General features: G+C 64.8%; 13 protein-coding genes and 2 tRNA genes. 5 read left to right on the top strand and 10 right to left on the bottom strand.

Going from position 1 to position 18790, the window contains the following annotated elements; translation table 11 throughout:
* The first annotated feature begins 72 nt into the window (after positions 1-72).
* Complete coding sequence (locus FHS48_RS03475) at positions 73-864, top strand: hypothetical protein (protein ID WP_184261478.1); 792 nt, start codon at positions 73-75, stop codon at positions 862-864.
* 33 nt (positions 865-897) lie between these two features.
* On the opposite strand, the gene FHS48_RS03470 is transcribed toward FHS48_RS03475, so the two are convergent.
* The 7 genes from FHS48_RS03470 to FHS48_RS03440 form a co-directional block, all read right to left on the bottom strand.
* The gene (locus FHS48_RS03470) at positions 898-1518 is read right to left on the bottom strand and encodes a YqaA family protein (protein ID WP_184261476.1); all 621 of its coding nucleotides are present in this window, start codon (positions 1516-1518) and stop codon (positions 898-900) included.
* Positions 1519-1613: 95 nt separating this feature from the next.
* Positions 1614-2519, bottom strand: a complete 906-nt coding sequence (meaB, locus tag FHS48_RS03465; protein ID WP_184261474.1) for a methylmalonyl Co-A mutase-associated GTPase MeaB — start codon at positions 2517-2519, stop codon at positions 1614-1616.
* A 1-nt stretch (position 2520) separates the two neighbouring features.
* On the bottom strand, positions 2521-5199 hold the full coding sequence (gene ppdK / locus FHS48_RS03460; protein ID WP_184261472.1) for a pyruvate, phosphate dikinase: 2679 nt from the start codon (positions 5197-5199) through the stop codon (positions 2521-2523).
* Between the two features lie 169 nt (positions 5200-5368).
* Positions 5369-7435 carry a glycine--tRNA ligase subunit beta gene (gene glyS, locus FHS48_RS03455; protein WP_184261470.1) on the bottom strand — a complete coding sequence of 689 codons (2067 nt, stop codon included), beginning with the start codon at positions 7433-7435 and terminating at the stop codon, positions 5369-5371.
* A 5-nt stretch (positions 7436-7440) separates the two neighbouring features.
* The gene (locus FHS48_RS03450) at positions 7441-8328 is read right to left on the bottom strand and encodes a glycine--tRNA ligase subunit alpha (RefSeq protein ID WP_019646492.1); all 888 of its coding nucleotides are present in this window, start codon (positions 8326-8328) and stop codon (positions 7441-7443) included.
* A gap of 52 nt (positions 8329-8380) precedes the next feature.
* Positions 8381-9157, bottom strand: a complete 777-nt coding sequence (locus FHS48_RS03445; RefSeq protein ID WP_184261468.1) for a tRNA1(Val) (adenine(37)-N6)-methyltransferase — start codon at positions 9155-9157, stop codon at positions 8381-8383.
* The gene (locus tag FHS48_RS03440) at positions 9150-9362 is read right to left on the bottom strand and encodes a putative signal transducing protein (RefSeq protein ID WP_184261466.1); all 213 of its coding nucleotides are present in this window, start codon (positions 9360-9362) and stop codon (positions 9150-9152) included. Before FHS48_RS03440 ends, FHS48_RS03445 begins: the two co-directional genes overlap by 8 nt.
* A 303-nt stretch (positions 9363-9665) precedes the next feature.
* Between FHS48_RS03440 and FHS48_RS03435 the strand changes: the two genes are divergently transcribed.
* From FHS48_RS03435 to FHS48_RS03420, 4 genes are all read left to right on the top strand, one after another.
* Complete coding sequence (locus FHS48_RS03435; protein ID WP_184261464.1) at positions 9666-10694, top strand: polyprenyl synthetase family protein; 1029 nt, start codon at positions 9666-9668, stop codon at positions 10692-10694.
* A gap of 214 nt (positions 10695-10908) precedes the next feature.
* A tRNA-Pro gene (locus tag FHS48_RS03430) sits at positions 10909-10985 on the top strand.
* Positions 10986-11186: 201 nt separating this feature from the next.
* Positions 11187-11263: transfer RNA gene (locus FHS48_RS03425), tRNA-Pro, on the top strand.
* A gap of 376 nt (positions 11264-11639) precedes the next feature.
* A complete protein-coding gene (locus FHS48_RS03420; protein WP_184261462.1) occupies positions 11640-13394 on the top strand; it encodes a methyl-accepting chemotaxis protein in 1755 nt (584 codons plus the stop codon).
* A gap of 63 nt (positions 13395-13457) precedes the next feature.
* Here the strand turns inward: FHS48_RS03420 and FHS48_RS03415 are convergent, their stop codons facing one another.
* The 3 genes from FHS48_RS03415 to FHS48_RS03405 all read right to left on the bottom strand — a co-directional run bounded on the left by FHS48_RS03415 (position 13458) and on the right by FHS48_RS03405 (position 18696).
* The gene (locus FHS48_RS03415) at positions 13458-17018 is read right to left on the bottom strand and encodes a tetratricopeptide repeat protein (protein WP_184261460.1); all 3561 of its coding nucleotides are present in this window, start codon (positions 17016-17018) and stop codon (positions 13458-13460) included.
* A gap of 23 nt (positions 17019-17041) precedes the next feature.
* Positions 17042-17782: an OmpA/MotB family protein gene (locus tag FHS48_RS03410; RefSeq protein ID WP_184261458.1), complete on the bottom strand. Its 741-nt coding sequence runs from the start codon at positions 17780-17782 to the stop codon at positions 17042-17044.
* A gap of 92 nt (positions 17783-17874) precedes the next feature.
* Positions 17875-18696 (bottom strand): flagellar motor protein MotB, encoded by an 822-nt coding sequence (locus tag FHS48_RS03405; RefSeq protein ID WP_184261456.1) that lies wholly within the window; start codon positions 18694-18696, stop codon positions 17875-17877.
* Positions 18697-18790: the final 94 nt, after the last annotated feature.

The following is an 18790-nucleotide window of genomic DNA, read 5'->3' as shown; positions in this document are numbered from 1 at the left end:
GGGCGGTGTACAGGGTTGCGAAACCGCCACCGCACCTTATCCTGAAGGGACCGATCTTTTCAGGAACCTTTCATGCTGCCGCAGTCCCCACCGCCCCGGCCGGGCGAAAAGCTTCCCGTCTTTGCCGTGCTGACCGAAACGGCGATGCTGATGCAGACCCACCGGCATCTGCTGGTGACCGTCACCCTGCCTGCCGCGGTGATGATGCTGGGGGCGACACTGGCCGAGGCCGCCGGAACCAGCGACTTTGTGCGGCAGGCCTTTTTCATCCTCAGCCTGTGGCTGGGGGTGGGGGCCACGGTGCAGCAGGTACGGCTGGGCGCCTTCGGCCCCGGCGGCATCCCGGACCCGAAGAATGATCCGTTCCGGATCGGCAAACGGGAGGTTCTGGTGTTTCTGTCCATGCTGGCGGTGCTGGCCCTGCCGCTGGGCATGACCCATATCGCCGCCGTACAGGCCAATACCGGCACCGGGGCCAGTAGTCTGGTGCTGCTGGCGGCCTCGCCGCTGATTCTGCTGCTGGGGATGCGGTTGTTCGTTATCCTTGCCGCCTGCGCCTGCGATCACCCCCACCCGCTGCGGGCTGGCTGGCAGTACGGTCAGGGGCAAAGCTGGCGGCTGGCCGGAATTGCCCTGTGCATTTCCTTGGGGTTCATGGCGCTGCTGTCGGTACTGATGGCCTTTGCCATCGGCTTCGCCCCCAAGGCCGCCGAAGGCGGGGCCGCACAGATCGGGGCCACTCTGGCCCAGTGCCTCCTGACGCTGGTTCAGCTGGCGGTCACCGCCTTTGCCAATGTGGCCTGGGGCGTCACCCTGCGGCGGCTGATTGCCATCAAGCCCCATGTGGTGGACACCGAGGCGTAAGCCCCCGCCGGGCCACCGGTCATGGCGGAGTGATCACTTCAGCAGGAACACCACGGCAAACCCGCCGACCAGCACCGCCAGACCGCCCCAGAACACCTTGTAAAAGTGGCGGTCCATGATGGCCCGGGCCTGCGGGCCGAAGGTCTTGAACAGCCACGCCACCGCAAAGAACCGCAGCCCACGGGTCAGGGCACAGGCCAGCGTGAACACCAGCAGGTTCATTTCCGCCACCCCACTGGCGATGGTCACCAGCTTGAACGGTATTGGTGTCAGCCCCTTGGCAAGGATGATCCACGCCCCGTATTCCGAGAAACCGGCCCGGAAGGTGTCAAAGGCCCCCTGAAGCTTATAAAGCTCAATGATCGGCTTGCCGACCCACTCATACAGGCCGGATCCGATGGCGTACCCCAGCAGGGCCCCCAGCACCGACATCACCGTGCACCACAGCGCCGCCCGCATCGCCTTGTGCGGGGTCGACAGGGCGATGGCAATCAGGACCGGATCCGGCGGAACCGGGAAGAACGAGGCCTCGGTGAAGGAAATCCCGCCCAGCGCCCGCATCGCATGGCGCCCTTCCGCCAGCCGCAGGGTGGCATCATACAGGCGGCGCATCAGGCCCGGACGGAGTGTTGCGGCGGCGGGGGTCTCGGTCATCAGGCAGAATCCGGTTTCGCGAAAGCGTGGTGGGTGACGTGGGGGCGAACCGTAGCCGATCCGCCCCATGCCGTCAAAGGCCGACGGGAAGAGTCTCAGCGGGCCAGCTGCGCCGAGACGTCGGCCAGCCGGGTGAAGGGATCGCTGTCCCCCGGCAGGGTCAGGGTCCCGGCCCGGCGCACCCCGTCGCGGCCGAAGCGTTCCCGCACGAATTCCAGCAGCCAGTCCTCGCCCTGCGTCCGGCGGCGGGCCTCACGGTAGGGTTCCTGCGCCGCAGCATGGCGGTCGATGGTCTCCACCGCCTCGTCGAGGCCGTCGCCGCGCATCGAGGACACCAGCAGCACCGGGATTTCCCAGCCGCTTTCCTGTTCCGACAGCGACAGCGCCCCCTCAACATCAGCGCGGGCCCGGCGGGCTTCCCGCTCCATATCCGCCTTGGTGACCAGCACGATGTGCGGGATTTCGGCAATCCCGGCTTTCATGAACTGAAGACTGTCGCCGGAGCCGGGCTGAACGCAGAAGATCACCGTATCGGCAACCCGCACCACATCGGTTTCCGACTGGCCGACACCGACCGTTTCGATCAGCACCACATCATACAGCGCCCGCATCAGCACCATGGCACCGATGGTCAGTTCCGCCAGACCGCCGAGACGGTCCCGCGCCGCCATCGAGCGGACAAAAATCCCCTGATCCTCCGGGTCCGTGCTCAGGCGGGTGCGGTCGCCCAGCAAAGCCCCGCCGGAGCGCCGCGAGGACGGATCCACCGCAATCACCCCGACCGTCCGGCCGCGTTTCCGCCAGCCGGTGATCAGCGCATTCAGCAGCGTCGACTTCCCCACCCCCGGCGGACCGGTGATGCCGACCACATGGGCCCGGGGCTGGCGATAGGCCTCCGCCAGCAGGGCCGCCGTCTCCGGGGCCTCCGGCTGTGACTCAATCCGGGCCAGCGCCCGGGCGAGGGCGGCCTTGCCGCCGCCCTTCAGCCCGTCGAGCGTCATCTTACTTCTGCCCTTCCGCCGCCTTGCCCAGTGCCGCCTGTGCGGCAGCCAGACGGGCAATCGGCACCCGGAACGGCGAGCAGGACACATAATCCAGCCCGGTCTGTTCGCAGAAGTGGATGGAAGCCGGATCGCCGCCATGTTCCCCGCAGATGCCCAGCTTCAGCCCGGCGCGGGTCTTGCGGCCACGTTCGGCGGCAATCTGCACCAGTTCGCCGACGCCTTCCTGATCCAGCGAGGCGAACGGGTCCTTTTCATAGATCCCCTTCCGCTGATAGGTCTCCAGGAAGTGAGCGGAGTCGTCGCGGGAAATCCCCAGCGTGGTCTGGGTCAGGTCGTTGGTGCCAAAGCTGAAGAACTCGGCACTTTCAGCGATTTCCCCGGCACGCAGGGCCGCGCGCGGCAGCTCGATCATAGTGCCGACCGCATAGTCCAGCGTAACCCCGGTGGCCCCGAAAACCTTCGATGCCGCCGCATCGACCACCACCTTCATCAGGTCCAGTTCCCGGCGGGTCGCCACCAGCGGGATCATGATTTCCGGCACCACGGTCTGCCCGGTGGCCTTGGAAGCCTGAACCGCCGCCTCGAAGATGGCAATCGCCTGCATCTCGTAGATTTCCGGATAGGTCACGCCCAGACGGCAGCCGCGGTGACCCAGCATCGGGTTGCTTTCCGACAGGGCGATGGCGGCGGAGCGCACCGCCTTGACATCCACCCCGGCGGCCTCGGCCACCTCGCGCATATCCTCTTCGGTATGCGGCAGGAATTCATGCAGCGGCGGATCGAGCAGGCGGATCGTCACCGGCAGGCCCTGCATGATGGTGAACAGCTCGACAAAATCCTCACGCTGGTACGGCAGCAGCTTGTCCAGCGCCTGACGCCGCCCGGCTTCATCCTGCGCCAGAATCATCTGGCGGACGTGGATGATGCGCTTGGGGTCAAAGAACATATGCTCGGTGCGGCACAGGCCGATGCCTTCCGCGCCGAAGGACCGCGCTGTGCGGGCATCGGTCGGGGTTTCGGCATTGGCGCGCACCTTCAGGCGGCGCACCGCGTCCGCCCATTCCATCAGGGTGCCGAAATCGCCGGTCAGCTCCGGCTGGATGGTCGGCACTTCGCCGGCAATCACCTGCCCCGAGGACCCGTCAAGGGTGACGGTGTCCCCTTCCTTGATCTCCCGGCCGAGAATGGTCATCACCTTCTCGGCGTAGTTGATCCGCACGCTGCCCGCCCCGGCGACGCAGGGGCGGCCCATGCCGCGCGCCACCACGGCGGCGTGGCTGGTCATGCCACCACGGGAGGTCAGGATGCCTTCCGCCACATGCATGCCGCCGATGTCTTCCGGGCTGGTCTCGATGCGGACCAGAATCACCTTTTCCCCCCGGCGGGCCCAGTCTTCCGCGTCTTCGGCGGTGAAGACCACCCGGCCGGAAGCCGCCCCCGGACTGGCGGGCAGGCCGGTGGTCAGGATGGTGCGCGGGGCATTGGGGTCCAGCATCGGGTGAAGCAGCTGGTCCAGCTGGGCCGGATCAACGCGCAGCACCGCTTCCTGATGCGAGATCAGCCCTTCGTGGGCGAAATCGATGGCGATCTTCAGCGCGGCAGCGGAGGTGCGCTTGCCGTTGCGGGTCTGGAGCATCCACAGCTTGTTGCGCTGGATGGTGAATTCCATGTCCTGCATATCGCGGTAGTGCTTTTCCAGCACATGGCGGATGCGGTCGAGTTCGGCGAACATCTCCGGCATCGCCTCTTCCATCGCCGGAAGGGTGGAATGGTTGCGGTCCTTGCCGACCACGGTCAGGTGCTGCGGGGTGCGGATACCCGCCACCACGTCCTCGCCCTGCGCGTTGATCAGATATTCGCCGTAGAACACATTCTCGCCGGTGGACGGATCGCGGGTGAAGGCAACGCCGGTGGCGCAGTCATCCCCCATATTGCCGAACACCATCGCCTGCACGTTGACGGCGGTGCCCCAGCTTTCCGGAATGTCATGCAGACGGCGGTAGGTGATCGCCCGCTGGTTCATCCAGCTGGAGAACACCGCCCCGACCGCGCCCCACAGCTGTTCGCGCGGATCATCGGGGAACGGGCGGCCCAGCTTTTCCTGCACCTTGCCCTTATAGGCGGAGACCAGTTCCTTCCAGTCATCGGCCTGAAGCTCGGTATCAAGATCATAGCCGCGGTCAGACTTCAGGTCTTCCAGCAGTTCCTCGAAGTGATGATGGTCGATGCCCAGCACCACGTCGGAATACATCTGGATGAAGCGGCGGTAGCTGTCCCAGCCGAAGCGGGCATCGCCGGAAGAGGCGATCAGCCCGGCGACGGTGACATCGTTCAGGCCAAGGTTCAGCACAGTGTCCATCATGCCCGGCATCGACGCCCGCGCCCCGGAACGGACCGACACCAGCAAGGGGTTGGTCGCATTGCCAAACCCGGCCCCCATGATCTGTTCGATATGGGCAATCCCGGCCTCGACGGCGGCGGTCAGCTCCGCCGGATACTGGCGGCCATTGGCGTAATAGTGGGTGCAGACTTCGGTCGTGATGGTAAACCCGGCAGGCACCGGCAGACCAATGGCGGACATTTCCGCCAGATTGGCACCCTTCCCCCCCAGAAGGTTCTTCATCTCGGCCCGCCCTTCAGCGCGGCCATCCCCGAACGTGTAAACCCACTTGGACATGTCTGTTTCCTCATTAGAGCATCGGACGCAAAAGTGGAGTCCGGTTTTGCGTAAACCGATGCGACACATCAAATCTTCAGGACCCGGGGCATCACCCCGCAACAGAACCTTGGTGCTGCGGCCCCCGGATGGAACAATGGCCGGGGCACGCCGCCCCGGCCATCAGACCTTATCCCTCGACTTTGGCGAAGTCGGCAATCTGCCCCATCACCGCGCCAATGGCCGACAGCAGCCTCAGGCGGTTGCGGCGCAGGGCGGGATCCTCGGCATTGACCGTCACCTTTTCGAAGAAGGCATCAACCGGGCCACGCAGACCGCTCAGGGCCGTCATCGCCGCCTCGAAGTCCTCTGCCGTCAGAGCGGCGGAAACCTGCGGGGTGATCGCCGACAGGGTGGCATGCAGGGCCTTTTCCTCGTCCAGCGCCAGCACGGCGGCATCCGCCGCGCCATCGTGCGGACCATCCTTCTTGTCCTCAATCCGGACGATGTTCATCGCCCGGCGGTAGGCGGCCAGAAGGTTGGCACCGTCTTCGCTGCCCAGCAGACCGGACAGGGCCTGAACCCGCTTCAGCAGGCGGACCAGATCATCTTCCCCGCCCAGCGCGAACACCGCCGAGATCAGGTCGTGCCGCACGCCCTGTTCCTTCAGGAACACCTTCAGGCGGTCGGCGAAGAACTCCAGAAGGTCGCCCGGAATGGCGGCCTTGTCGGCACTGAAGGCGGCGGTGTGCCCGGCGACGGCCGCCGAAAACACCGGCAGCAGCGGCAGGCGCAGACCGTTTTCCAGAATCAGGCGGATCACCCCCAGCGCGGCCCGGCGCAGGGCAAACGGATCCTTCGATCCGGTCGGCTTTTCGCCGATGCCCCAGAACCCGGCGAGGGTATCAATCTTGTCGGCCAGCGCCACACACACCGATACCGGCGCGGTCGGGCAGCGGTCCGACGGCCCGAGCGGGCTGTAGTGATCGGCAATGGCTTCCGCCACCGCTTCAGCTTCGCCATCGTTGCGGGCGTAGTAGCGGCCCATCACCCCTTGCAGCTCGGGGAATTCCCCGACCATGCCGGTGGAGAGGTCAGCCTTGGCCAGCACCGCCGCCCGGTCCACCTGCGCCGCATCGGCACCGGTGGCCTTGGCGATCACCGCCGCCAGAGCCCGGATGCGTTCGACCTTTTCAAAGTCGGTGCCGAGTCTGGCATGGAAAATACGCTCTTTCAGCTTGTCCACCCGGCTGTCGAGGCGCTGTTTGCGGTCCTGATCCCAGAAGAACTTGGCATCGGACAGACGGGCGCGCAGCACGCGCTCGTTCCCGGCAATGATCCGGGCACCGTTGTCATCGGTGATCATGTTCGACACGACGATGAAGTACGGGGCCAGCGTGCCATCGGCCTTCAGGGTGGAGAAATACTTCTGGTGCGCCCGCATGGAGGTTGACAGCACTTCGCCCGGCACATCCATGAAAGCATCGTCGATGCGGCCCATCAGCAGCACCGGCCATTCGACCAGCCCCGCCACCTCGCGCAGCAGCCCTTCATCGGGCTTCACGGTCACGCCCTTGCCCTCGGCCAGACGGATCGCTTCCCCGGCGATCAGCTCCATCCGTTCTTCCGGATCAAGGCGGACCTTCGCATTGCGCAGCCTGGCGGCGTAATCCGCAAAGCCGGAGACAGAGACCGTTTCCGGCCCATGGAAGCGGTGGCCCCGGGTGGTGTTGCCCGCCACGCGGTTGGCAAACGACACCGGCACCACCTCTTCCCCGAACAGGCACAGGATCGACTGCAACGGGCGCACCCAGCGCTGCGGCTTATCGGCCCAGCGCATGGATTTCGGCCACGGGAAGGCGGCCAGCGCCCCTTCAATCACATCCTTCAGCACCTCGACCGTCGGGCGGCCCTTGGTCTCGACGGTGACGAACAGGAAGGTCCCCTTCGGGGTTTCGCGGCGTTCACACTGGTCCAGCGTCACGTTATTGGCGGTCAGGAAGCCCTGAAGCGCCTTTTCCGGCGCATCGGCACGCGGGCCCCGGCGTTCTTCCGACACATCCGGGGTGGCGTCGGGCAGACCGTCGAGGGTCAGCACCAGACGGCGCGGGGTGACATAGGTTTTGCCCGCCAGCCCGTCGAACCCGGCCTTGGCCAGCCCGTCGCGGACCAGACGGTCGAGAGCCTCGGCGGCCCCCGCCTGCATACGGGCAGGGATTTCTTCGGACAGCAGTTCCAGCAGCAGAGATTTGGTCATTGGTCTTATCCTTCCGCCTGCTGGTCGAGATGGCCGCGCGCGGCCAGCCAGCCTTCACAGCACCCCTTGGCCAGCGCCCGCACCCGCCCGATGTAGGCGGCGCGTTCGGTGACGGAGATGACGCCGCGGGCGTCCAGCAGGTTAAAGCGGTGCGAAGCCTTGATGCACTGGTCATAGGCCGGCAGCGGCAGCCCGGCCTTCAGCAGGGACTGGCACTCGGCCTCGGCATCCTTGAAATGCTGCAACAGCATGTCGGTGTCGGCATGGCTGAAGTTGTGGTGGGAATATTCGACCTCGGCCTGCTTGAACACATCGCCGTAGGTGACGCCCTGACCGTTGAAATCAAGGTCATAGACGTTTTCAACGCCCTGAATGTACATGGCCAGACGTTCCAGCCCGTAGGTGATTTCCGCCGGAACCGGATTGCATTCAAAGCCGCCGACCTGCTGGAAATAAGTGAACTGGGTGACTTCCATGCCGTCACACCACACTTCCCAGCCAAGGCCCCAGGCGCCGAGCGTCGGGCTTTCCCAGTCGTCCTCGACAAAGCGGATATCGTGCTGAAGCGGATCAATCCCCAGCGCCCGCAGGGAATCCAGATACAGCTCCTGAATGTTTTCAGGCGACGGCTTCATGATCACCTGAAACTGGTAATAATGCTGGAGGCGGTTCGGGTTTTCCCCATACCGGCCATCGGTCGGGCGGCGCGACGGCTGCACATAGGCCGCGTTCCAGCGCTCCGGACCCAGTGCCCGCAGGGTGGTGGCCGGGTGAAAGGTCCCCGCGCCGACTTCCATGTCATAGGGCTGTAGGATCACGCACCCCTGATCGGCCCAGAACTGCTGGAGCGTCAGGATCAGCTGCTGAAAACTCTTCGGCTTGGCGTCGGCCATGGAGACGGTTCCGTCTGACTGGATATGAAGGAAATAAAGACTGGGCTGAAAGCTAGCCGCCCGCCCCCCGGTCCGTCAACTTAGGAACGCCACCGCCCCCCCGCAGAATCTGTTCTGCCTCAGCGGTGAAAGAGCCATCCGGATGATGCAGCACCACACCGGGATGCAGGGTCAGCGGGGCACGGCTGCCCTTGCGGCCGGTGATCAGCACCCGTTTGGCCGCCACCCCGGGCTTCGGCCACAGGGGAATGACGGTCAGGGCCCCGACCTTCCCTTCCGCTGACAGGGCGGCCAGAATATCGCCGGTCCGGTCGGCCCGGTGCACCACCGCCACCTGCCCCTGCGGGGCCAGACAGCGGACACAGAAGGCCAGCCACTGCGCCAGCGGCACCGCTTCCATATGGGCTCCGGCCCGTCCGGCATCGGAGGGGACCGTCCCCGGACCATGATAGGGGGGATTGGTGATGACCCAGTCAAAGGCACTGCCGGGCACCGGGGCCGGGCGGGCGGTGACATCGCCCTCCACCACCCCGGCCCGCTCGGTCCAACTGTTCAGGGCCAGCATCCGCCGGGCCAGCGCCGCATGCGGGGGATAGATCTCCAGCCCGGTCCCCCGGATCTCCGGGCAGCGGGCGAGAACACAGCCGAGCGCCGCCCCGGTGCCGACGCCGACATCCAGCACCCGCCCCTGCGCCAGCGCCGGGACACAGGCCGCCAGCAGCACCGGGTCAATCGCCACCCGGTACCCATCCACCGGCTGCACCAGCTGCACCCTCCCGTCCAGCAGGGTGCAGGGGGTTACCGCGGAGTCGTCCACCGGATCAGCCATGGACCTTCATAAAGTCCGAATAGACCCGGCGGGCTTCCTGCTCCTGATCCGCAGGGACCATCAGGCGGCGGGCAACCATGCCGATCCCGCCGAAAGCGGCACTGGAACAGCCGTCAAGGATCACCGTGTCGATATGGTTAACCGTCAGTTCAACCTCCAGCGCGGAGAGCAGTACCACATCATTGGTCCGCAGAATTTCGATCATGTCCGCTCCTCCTCCCCGCTTCACACCCGACAACGCCGGGGTTCACTCCGGCCCCTATCCTGCCCCCGCACCGGCCCGTTATGCCGGGGCCCTGTGCCTATCCCTGTGCCTATCCCTGTGCCTATAAGGTCACAGGGGGAGGCCATCCGCCGTCACAACCGCACCGACTCCGGGCCCGACGCCCCTGTCATGGCTTTGCGGCTTGACCGCACCGGGGGGCCAAACCTATTCTCCCGACGCCGGACGCCCGGGTCTCTGCGGGCCGCGCGGCGCTCTGTACTGTTTATTGTATCAGGATCAGCCGTGACCAGCACAGTTTCTGCCGCCCCCGTTTCCGCCGCCCCGCTTACCGGAACCGACGCCCTCAACCAGCTGGTTGATCTGGTGGCCGCCGACATGCTGCGCGTCAACGAAACCATCATTGCCCGCATGCACAGCCCGGTGGCGCTGATCCCGCAGCTGGCCGGGCATCTGGTGGCGGCGGGCGGCAAGCGCCTGCGCCCGATGCTGACACTGGCCGCCGCCGACCTGTGCGGCTACCGTGGCGATGACCACGTCAAGCTGGCAACCTGCGTGGAATTCATCCACACCGCCACCCTGCTGCATGATGATGTCGTTGATGAAAGCCTGCTGCGGCGGGGTCAGGCCAGCGCCAACGCCCTGTTCGGCAACAAGCCGAGCGTTCTGGTCGGTGACTTCCTGTTCTCCCGCGCGTTTGAGCTGATGGTGGAGCCGGGGAACCTGAAGGTTCTCGAGATTCTCTCCCGGGCCTCCCGCGTGATTGCGGAAGGCGAAGTGCAGCAGCTGATTACCGCTAACGACATTGCCACCACCGAAGCCTCCTATCTGGAAGTGATTCAGGGCAAAACCGCCGAGCTGTTCGCCGCCGCCTGTCAGGTCGGGGCCGAGGTTGCCGGGAAGACCGGATCCCCGGCCAAGGCCCTGCATGATTACGGCATGGCTCTGGGCATCGCCTTCCAGCTGGTGGACGATTACCTCGACTATTCCGCCAATCAGGAAAAGCTGGGCAAGACCGTCGGCGACGACTTCCGGGAGGGCAAGATCACCCTGCCGGTGATCCTTGCCGTTGCGCAGGCCGATGAGGCGGAACGCACCTTCTGGGCCCGGACCATGGAAGCGCTGGAACAGACCGACGACGATCTGCCGGACGCCATGCGCCTGATGGAAAAATATGGCACCCTTCAGGCCACCATCGACCGCGCCCGCGCCTATGGCGATGCCGCCAAGGCCAGCCTTGACCAGTTCCCTGACGGACCGATGAAACAGTCCCTGATCGGGATCGTCGATTTCTGCATCGAACGCGCCTACTGACAGACACCCCCGCCCCTTCCGGCGGGGGTTTTGCTTTTCGGCCCCTCCCGGGGGCAAAAGAGACGCCCGGTTTAAAAAAACTGAAAAAGACTCTTGCACCCACCGGATCAGGGCGGTATAAAGCCGCCCTCGACGCCGTTCACGGCAGAGAGACATAAAAATCCGCCGGATCAATTGGTTGCAAAACTGAACGGTCAGACGGAAATCCCGATACCGGAGTGTAGCTCAGCCTGGTAGAGCACTGTCTTCGGGAGGCAGGGGCCGGAGGTTCGAATCCTCTCACTCCGACCAATTAACCCCGTCAAGTCTTCGGCTTGGCGGGGTTTTTGTTTGATCTGACCAGAAATATTACCGTCGGGGCAAAGCTCCTCTTGCGTTCCCGATACCGGAGCGGTATAAAGCCGCCCTCGACGCCGTTCACGGCAACGAGACATAAAAATCCGCCAGATCAATCGGTTGCAATACTGAATGATCAGACGGAAATCACGATACCGGAGTGTAGCTCAGCCTGGTAGAGCACTGTCTTCGGGAGGCAGGGGCCGGAGGTTCGAATCCTCTCACTCCGACCAATTAACCCCGTCAAGTCTTCGGCTTGGCGGGGTTTTCTTTTGCCTTCTTCCAATCCGCACATAACAGCCATGCCGGAAAAGCAGCCTTCCCTCAGGGCAATTCCCGTCCGGCGGTTTCCCTGCACAGGGGCGCATAAAACCTTATTTATTAAAATTTCCTTATTTAATAGGCTGTTCTGGAATATATCTTTAGACATATGCCTGCAACAGATCCCCCTGCCTCTTACGCCCTTCGGCTCATTGACCATAAAGAAAAAAAGGCCAATGGTGCGCGTCACAAAACTGAAGTAATCCGGCACCCCACAGAATTCTGGGCCGGGCAAAGAGCGGCCATGCGGGCACAGAAGAGCATCCGTCCGGCCGTCAGGGGATGACCATGAAATTCCGACTGACTCTCTCGTGGCGGATTGCCGCCATTGTCGTTCTGACCGCCCTCAGCGTGGCCGCAGCAGTGACAGCCGTTAATTCGGTCCTGCTGACCCGGGACGCCGAACGACGCGCCAATGATGCCGTCGAACTGGCCATGCGGGTCGCGTGGAAAGAACTGAAAGATGTCGGAGGTCCCTTCTTCCTCGAAGACGGCCAGATGTGGGCCGGGGAAGCGGTGCTGAACGGCAATAATGCGATTCCCGACCGGATTTCCTCCGTCACCCGGGGGGTTGCCACCGTGTTCATGCGCGACACCCGGATTGCCACCAGCATCCAGAAGAACGATGGCAGCCGCGCGGTCGGCACAGCCCTTGACCGCAATGCCGCCTATGAAGCCACACTGGTCCGGGGGGAGCCGTACCGGGGCACCATCGACATTCTCGGTCAGCCCTACATTGTCGGCTACGACCCGATCCGTGACCGCAACGGCGCGGTGATCGGCATCCTGTTTGTCGGCCAGACCACCGCCGAATTTTATGCCCCGATCCGCCATGCGCAGATCGTCGGTGCCGCCTTCGGGCTGGGGGCCAGCCTGCTGGCGCTGGCCTCCGCCCTGCTGCTGGCCCGGCTGTGGCTGACCGGACCGTTGCTGAAGATCCGGGGCACCATGGGCAATATCGCCGAAGGGAACCTTCAGGCACAGGTCCCGTTCCTCCAGCGGCAGGATGATCTGGGGGATATGGCCCGGGCCCTTGACCTGTTCCGCCAGAATGCCGCCGAAGCCGCGCGCCTGCGCAAGGAACGGGAAGAACAGACCCGTCTGGCCGCCCAACAGCGCCGCGACGACCTGCTGTCCCTCGCCGCCTCCCTCGAAGACCGGGTGCGCACCGCCGTGTCCTCCCTCAAGGACTCCGGGGCCTCCCTGCATGAAACCGCCATCACCCTGAGCGGCACCGCAGACGACACCACCAGCCACAGCGAAACCGCGCTGTCAGGCACCGAGGAAGCCTCTGCCTCCGCCGGGACCGAGCTGACCGCCTCGATCGAAGAAATCTCCCGCCAGAAGCAGAAATCCGCCGCCATTGCCCGCTCCGCCGTTGATGATGCCGCCGCCGTCAGCAGCGAGATTGCCGCCCTGTGCGTGACCGCCACCGAGATCGGGCAGGTTTTGCAGCTGATTCAGGCGATCGCCAATCAGACCAACCTGCTGGCCCTGAATGCCACCATCGAAGCGGCACGGGCCGGGGAAGCCGGACGGGGCTTCACCGTTGTCGCCAATGAAGTGAAGGCACTGGCCGGACAGACCGCGGACGCCGCGCGCGACATCAACACCCGCATCAGCTCGGTGCAGGAGGCCAGTCAGGCCGCTGCGGTGACTGTGGAGCGGATTGTCGGCGTCATCAACACGCTGGAAGAACTGTCCGCTGCCGAAGCCGGGGCCATTGAGCAGCAGCGTGGCGCCACCGAGGAAATCGCCCGCAACGTTGAGCACGTCTCGGTCGGGGCCCGCGATACCGCCCGCAGCATCTCCGGCGTTGCCAGCATGGCCCAGACCACCCGCCAGCTGTCTGAAACCGTTCTGGCGGCCTCAACCACCCTGCTGGAAGACAGCACCGGGCTGGAGCGGAAGGTGGACAGCTTCCTGTCGTGGCTGCGCACTCAGGCCATGGCGGAAACCGCCGAGGAAAAAGCCCCGCAGGGAGGGGACATTGTTCCCCTGCATGCCAGCCGCGCAGCGTCTGCGGCAGGCGGCTCTGCCTGAAAAGACCACACCCCCGGGCACTGGGCTCCGGGGGTGTCAACACCGGTCAGACCGGCAAGGAGATCAGTTGATGCCGCTCAGGCCCTGATTCCGCAGCCGCTCCTGATAGCTGGACAGGAAGGACTGGAAGTTTTCCGCCTGCTTGATGCGGTTGGCAATGGTCCGGTAATCGATCAACCCGCCTTCCGGCGTGGTGGTGATCAGATCAAACGCATTGGCAAACGGCGTTTTCTCCATCGCCCCGATATAGCGGCGGCGCAGTTCAAACACGCCACGCTCGTTCTGCCCCAGCGTCAGGGCCGTGGCCCAGTCCAGCAGCATCCGCGCCTGATTATCGGTCAGGGTCAGGTCCGCCGCCGGTTCCGGCAGCAGGCGGGAGAAGACTTCCGCCACCTTGGGCCAGTTGCGGTCTTTCCAGTAGATTTCCGCCCGCAGCAGATCGGCCTCACGGCTGTCATCCACCTCCAGCAGATCAATCGCATCCGGGCTGCGGCCCATATCGGCCAGCGCCCGTGCCATCAGGCGCTGCCGCTGCCGCTCCAACGGTTGCGGCGTGGTGTCCGGGTTCGAGGTCTTCAGCAGCGACTCGACAGCCTTCTGCGGCTCGCGGTTCAACAGATAAACCAGACCGAGGCGGGTGCCGACCTTAACCTTATCCTGCCCGCTCAGGCGGAATTCGATCTGGCGATCGAGCAGGGCCGCAGCCTGCGGCAGCAGATCCACCCCAACCAGACGGTCGGCCAGACGGCGGATCATCTCATCCCCCTTCGGCCCCGCCGGGGTCAGTTCACGGAACTCTTCATACAAGGCAATGGCCCGGATCGGCGGCAGAGCATCCGCCGCACCGTCGAAGAACAGCTTTTCGAAGGTTTCCCGCATCCGGTTGGCGGCAATCACCGCTTCCTTGCGATCCTCGAAGTAAGATGCCGCCTGCTGCCAGACCCGCAGCGCCTCGCCGAAATCCTGCTTCTGGGTATACAGATCGCCAAGCTGCATCAGCAGCTTGAATTCAAAGTCCCCGCCGCGCCAGGCAAAGCGCAGGCTTTCCAATCCGGCGACCAGTTTGTCCAGAGACAGCTCTTCCAGCCGGTTGCGCAGCATCAGGGCATCATAGATCGCCATCGCCCGGTAATAGCGGTCGGTGGTTTCCGCCACTGTGTCATAGGTGTTCAGCGCCTGATCGAAATTGCCGCGCAGCTCTTCCTGCTTTCCGGACAGATAGCCGATGGCGGCCAGTTCATGGGCGGTGTTATCCGGCACCTTGGCGGCGGTCAGGAAGGTATTGGTCCCAAGGTCATCCCCCGCCGCGACGGTGGCAGTGGCCGCCGTCAGCGCCAGCGGCACCTTGACCCGGCGCGGATACGATCCCAGCAGACTGCCATATTCCCGCATGGTCAGGGCCTGAAGGGCCGGAGCCCCCTGCTCCGCCAGAGCCGCCCCGCGCCAGAAGGCCGCCTCCTCCACCCCGGACAGGCTGGAATGGCTGAGGTCATCCACCGCCTCGCCATAACGGCCCATGGCATAGTTGGAGACCCCGCGCAGGGCCCGGAAGGCGGCCGTCTGCTCGATTTCCGGCTGGTCGGTCAGCATCGTCCGCAGCACCCCGAGGGCTTCCGCCTCGTAACCGTGCGCAAAGAAGAAGCGCGCCAGATCCAGCCGGGCATTGGTCCGCCGCCCGCCGGGGGCGTTGGCCACCGCAATCTGCAACAGCTGGCGGTTCTTCAGGAAATCCGACTCCGGCCCATGCATCCAGGTGTCGATATCCAGCACCCGGTGCAGGTTGGTCTTGGTCCCCACCGCCGCCAGTGTCCGCATCTGCGTCAGATCCGGCGAGAAGGTCAGGCCGGTCCCCGGCTGCGTCATTTCAACGCCGGACCGGCTGGAATTGACGACAATCCCATCGGTATGGGGTTCGACCAAAATACCCTGCACCGTCACCGGCAGATCAAGATCCGGGTAGCGGAAGGTCGGGAAAATACCGCTGCCGGTCGGAATCACCGGGACGGCAATGAAGCGGTCCCCGACTTCCGGATCTTCCAGCACCATCGCCCGGCCCGGATCGGTCACCTGCACCAGAAGGCGCGGCCCGACCGCACTCTTCGACTGGGCCTCAACCGGCAACGGACGGGCCGGGCGCGGCGCCTGATTCATCAGGTCAACCACCCACAGCTGCCCTTCCCGGCGGACGGACGGATTGAATCCCGGCTCAATCAGCATCCGCACCACGGTGGCGGTCTTGCTCGGCACCTGTTCCACATGCAGGACGAGACCACCGCCCAGCCGCTTCAGCAGGCCGACATCCACTTCAGACGGGCGGTCAAACACCGCCCACAGCCAGCCACCACGCCAGAAAACGGCGGCGCCGGTCGGCTCATTCCACGGGAAACTCAGACTGGCAACCCGGGAGTCATTGGCCTGCGGCACCGGTTGCAGCGGGGGACTGGCCAGAGGCTCCGATCCATCGGCCTGCTGATCCGGCACCGGCTGCACCGGGTTGCCCGGCCCCGGACGGTTCATCCCCAGCTTATCGCGCATCAGCTGTTCCAGCGCCGCCGCTGCCGGACTGATCGCCGGGGCTTCCCCGGTCGCCGGGGGCTTGGTGGCAGGCGCTGCCGCAACAGCCGCAGGCGGTGTCACCGCAGAGGCCGGAGCAGGAGCCGCAGCCTGCGGGGCGGCGGCGGGGGCAGACGCCACCGGTGTCTCTGCCGCCGGAGGGGCCGCCGGAGGAGCCACCGGATGTTCCTTCGGTGTCGCCTGACCATTGGGGGCCGTCACATCGACCTGAACCCGGTTGCCGGTCGCTGAATGCCGCATCTTTCCCTGCGGCGGCAACGGGATATCCACCACCAGCGTTTTCGGCGTGGTCGTCGCGGTGAACCCTTGCATCGAATCGGGCAGATGCGAGCGCACCGCCGCAACATCCACCACCGCCGGGCGCTGGAAGGTAAAGCGGCTGCGGTCGGGCAGAAGCTCCACCCGGTATTTGGTGTCTTTCGGCCACTCGAATGTCAGACGGGTGCCGCCCTGCTGCTCCGCCACCGTCACCGGCAGCGTGTTCCCGGCGGGCTTCGTCGCCTTCGGGTCAGCGACCTTCGGATCGGCTGCCTTGCTGTCTGCCGCTTTCGCTTCGGCAGGTTTACTGTCCTGCCCTTTGGCATCCGGGGCGGCCTTGGTCTCGGCCGGTTTGGCATCTGCCACTTTCTCAGCAGGCGCGTCCGCATCCTCGCGGCTCTTCCGCAGATCCAGCACCACTGACTTGCCGGAGGTGAAGGCCTTGGGGGCGAAGTCCCCTTTCAGGTCAAACGTCACCGTCTTGCGGTCGGGACTCAGACGGGCCCCGGAGACGTATTCGCCGAGGCTGCGGGCAACCTTGGCCGGATCATCCTGCACCGGCTGATCGAAGGTGATGATCACCTTGCCTTTTTCGACGGATGCCGAATAGCCGACCGTGCCGTTCCAGTCGAAGACCACACGGCCATAATCCTTATGCGGGGCCGAGCGGATCTGTGCCGCCTGAACATCCTCAGCCACACCAAAACCGGCCAGAACAGCCAGCGCCACACCAAGCCGCAGCGACAGCCGGTGTTTTGCGGCACCATGGGCCGTTGAAGGAACACGGATCATCGGAAAGAACCGGACCGGAGACATCAGCCATCCCTCCCCGGCAGGACGAGAAGATCAACCCGGCGGGCCAGCGCCGCCCCGGTATCCGCACTGACGCTCTGCTCCGGCGGGGTTGCCGGAAGCGGTCTGCTGTCACCATACCCGAGAATCAGCGGATGCCCCGGATAGCCATGGGCCACCAGCATGGCCGCAACCGATGCGGCACGGGCCAGAGACAGCTCCCACGCGGAAAGCCCGGAGGGCGACAGCGGCAGGGGCTCCGCATGCCCGGCGACGGCAACCCGGTTGCTCAGACGGGACAGGACCGAAGCCAGCTCCGCCACCGCTGCGGCAGCATCCGGCCGGGGCATGGTTTCTCCGGGAGGGAACAGAAGGTCACCGGGGAGAGAAATCACAAGCTGGCCTTCCTGTTCCGTCAGCAACATGTCTTTCAGGGCCGGGGACTGATCGCGGGTCTGCTCCAGAACCAGACGCAGATACGACAGATTGGAGGCCGGGGCGGTCCGGGCGGCCGTCAGGGCCGGTTCCGGCGCCGGGCGCAGCGCCAGCCGAGGCTTCACGTTTCCGGGGTTCAGGGTCTGGGCAATACTTCCCACCGCTGCCGCAAGATCCCGGGTCCGGGGCGTATTCGTCGCGTAAAGCATCAGAAAGAAAACCAAAATCAGCAGGATCAGATCACAGAACGTCAGCACCCACGCGCTCCCCAGCCCCCCTTCGCTGAGGGGCGGCCGTGCGGCGGCAGCGGTGAAGACTGAATCATTCATAATGCTCTGACCGTATCCTGTTAACCCGACGACCGGGCATCACCGCGCTCTATTACTACACCACCCCGGCACCATACCACCGCCGGAGTCTGTTAACGGCCAGACGCCCGCAGCCGGAACACCAACCGGATTTCGTCCGGCAACCCGGGATCAACACCAACCGCCACCGTCTGCGGAGAGGCTCCGCGGCCAATGGTCAGCCGGGCAAAGGTCCCGGCCCGCGACAGCGCCAGCGCCATCCGCGACCGGCTGATCTGGCGGGGGTCGCTTCCCCCATCAACGCCAGCCTCCTCCCCGCCCCCGGGGGATGAAACGTTGCCAACCATATCACCGAGCAAACTTTTCGTGGAATCGTAATCGGTTCCAACCCGAAATTCCATCTCGTAGACAAGTCCGGGCGGAGGTGATGCCAACAGTGCCACCAAACGGTCAACAAGTTCTTCACGCCCCGGGCGAATACGGGCATTTTCGGAGAAAAACAAGGCATCTGCCCGCATCCGCGCTTCCAGAACATCGTCGGCGAGCATGATCAGGGTCGCCGTCGGAACGGCAACCGAGATCGCATCAGCCAGCTGCTTCTGATAAGGCGATTGGGAGAGACTGCGGTCCGCCGGGCGGGTCGGAGTCCGCATGCCGGGAAGGGAAAGGCGGGCCGACTCCGGATCCCCCACCAGCCCGGTCTCCGGCATCCGCAGCGGAGACCCATTCCGGGTGGTCGGGGCAGGAACAGCTTTCGCCGGATCCTGAAAATGACGGGAGACACTGCCCATGACGGTCTGGGTCTGGGTCGGCTCGTTCTGCGATAACGCATACAGAACGATGAAAAAGGCGAGCAGGATAATAAAGACAGACAGATAGAGCGTAATAATAGTCCGCCCCCGCGACCGATCCGGAGTCGCGGGGGCGGAAGACATGTCATCTGTCTGCTGGGGATGAACCGTAAAGTACACCGGGCCTCACACTCTCTCAGGCATCCACACTCATGCCATGGAGCATCCCGCAGCACCC

The sequence above is a fragment of the Novispirillum itersonii genome, from assembly GCF_014205675.1.
Classification (GTDB): Bacteria; Pseudomonadota; Alphaproteobacteria; order Rhodospirillales; family Rhodospirillaceae; genus Novispirillum; species Novispirillum itersonii_A.
The sequence above is the reverse complement of the archived record's forward strand: the minus strand, read 5'-3'. Positions and strand labels throughout refer to the sequence as shown.

What these genes read in the sequence shown, in the direction of transcription:
- FHS48_RS03475 (WP_184261478.1), top strand. Translation starts at nt 73, where the DNA reads ATGCTGCCGCAGTCCCCACCGCCCCGGCCGGGCGAAAAGCTTCCCGTC.
- FHS48_RS03470 (WP_184261476.1), bottom strand. Translation starts at nt 1,518, where the DNA reads ATGACCGAGACCCCCGCCGCCGCAACACTCCGTCCGGGCCTGATGCGC.
- meaB (WP_184261474.1), bottom strand. Translation starts at nt 2,519, where the DNA reads ATGACGCTCGACGGGCTGAAGGGCGGCGGCAAGGCCGCCCTCGCCCGG.
- ppdK (WP_184261472.1), bottom strand. Translation starts at nt 5,199, where the DNA reads ATGTCCAAGTGGGTTTACACGTTCGGGGATGGCCGCGCTGAAGGGCGG.
- glyS (WP_184261470.1), bottom strand. Translation starts at nt 7,435, where the DNA reads ATGACCAAATCTCTGCTGCTGGAACTGCTGTCCGAAGAAATCCCTGCC.
- FHS48_RS03450 (WP_019646492.1), bottom strand. Translation starts at nt 8,328, where the DNA reads ATGGCCGACGCCAAGCCGAAGAGTTTTCAGCAGCTGATCCTGACGCTC.
- FHS48_RS03445 (WP_184261468.1), bottom strand. Translation starts at nt 9,157, where the DNA reads ATGGCTGATCCGGTGGACGACTCCGCGGTAACCCCCTGCACCCTGCTG.
- FHS48_RS03440 (WP_184261466.1), bottom strand. Translation starts at nt 9,362, where the DNA reads ATGATCGAAATTCTGCGGACCAATGATGTGGTACTGCTCTCCGCGCTG.
- FHS48_RS03420 (WP_184261462.1), top strand. Translation starts at nt 11,640, where the DNA reads ATGAAATTCCGACTGACTCTCTCGTGGCGGATTGCCGCCATTGTCGTT.
- FHS48_RS03415 (WP_184261460.1), bottom strand. Translation starts at nt 17,018, where the DNA reads ATGATCCGTGTTCCTTCAACGGCCCATGGTGCCGCAAAACACCGGCTG.
- FHS48_RS03410 (WP_184261458.1), bottom strand. Translation starts at nt 17,782, where the DNA reads ATGAATGATTCAGTCTTCACCGCTGCCGCCGCACGGCCGCCCCTCAGC.
- FHS48_RS03405 (WP_184261456.1), bottom strand. Translation starts at nt 18,696, where the DNA reads ATGTCTTCCGCCCCCGCGACTCCGGATCGGTCGCGGGGGCGGACTATT.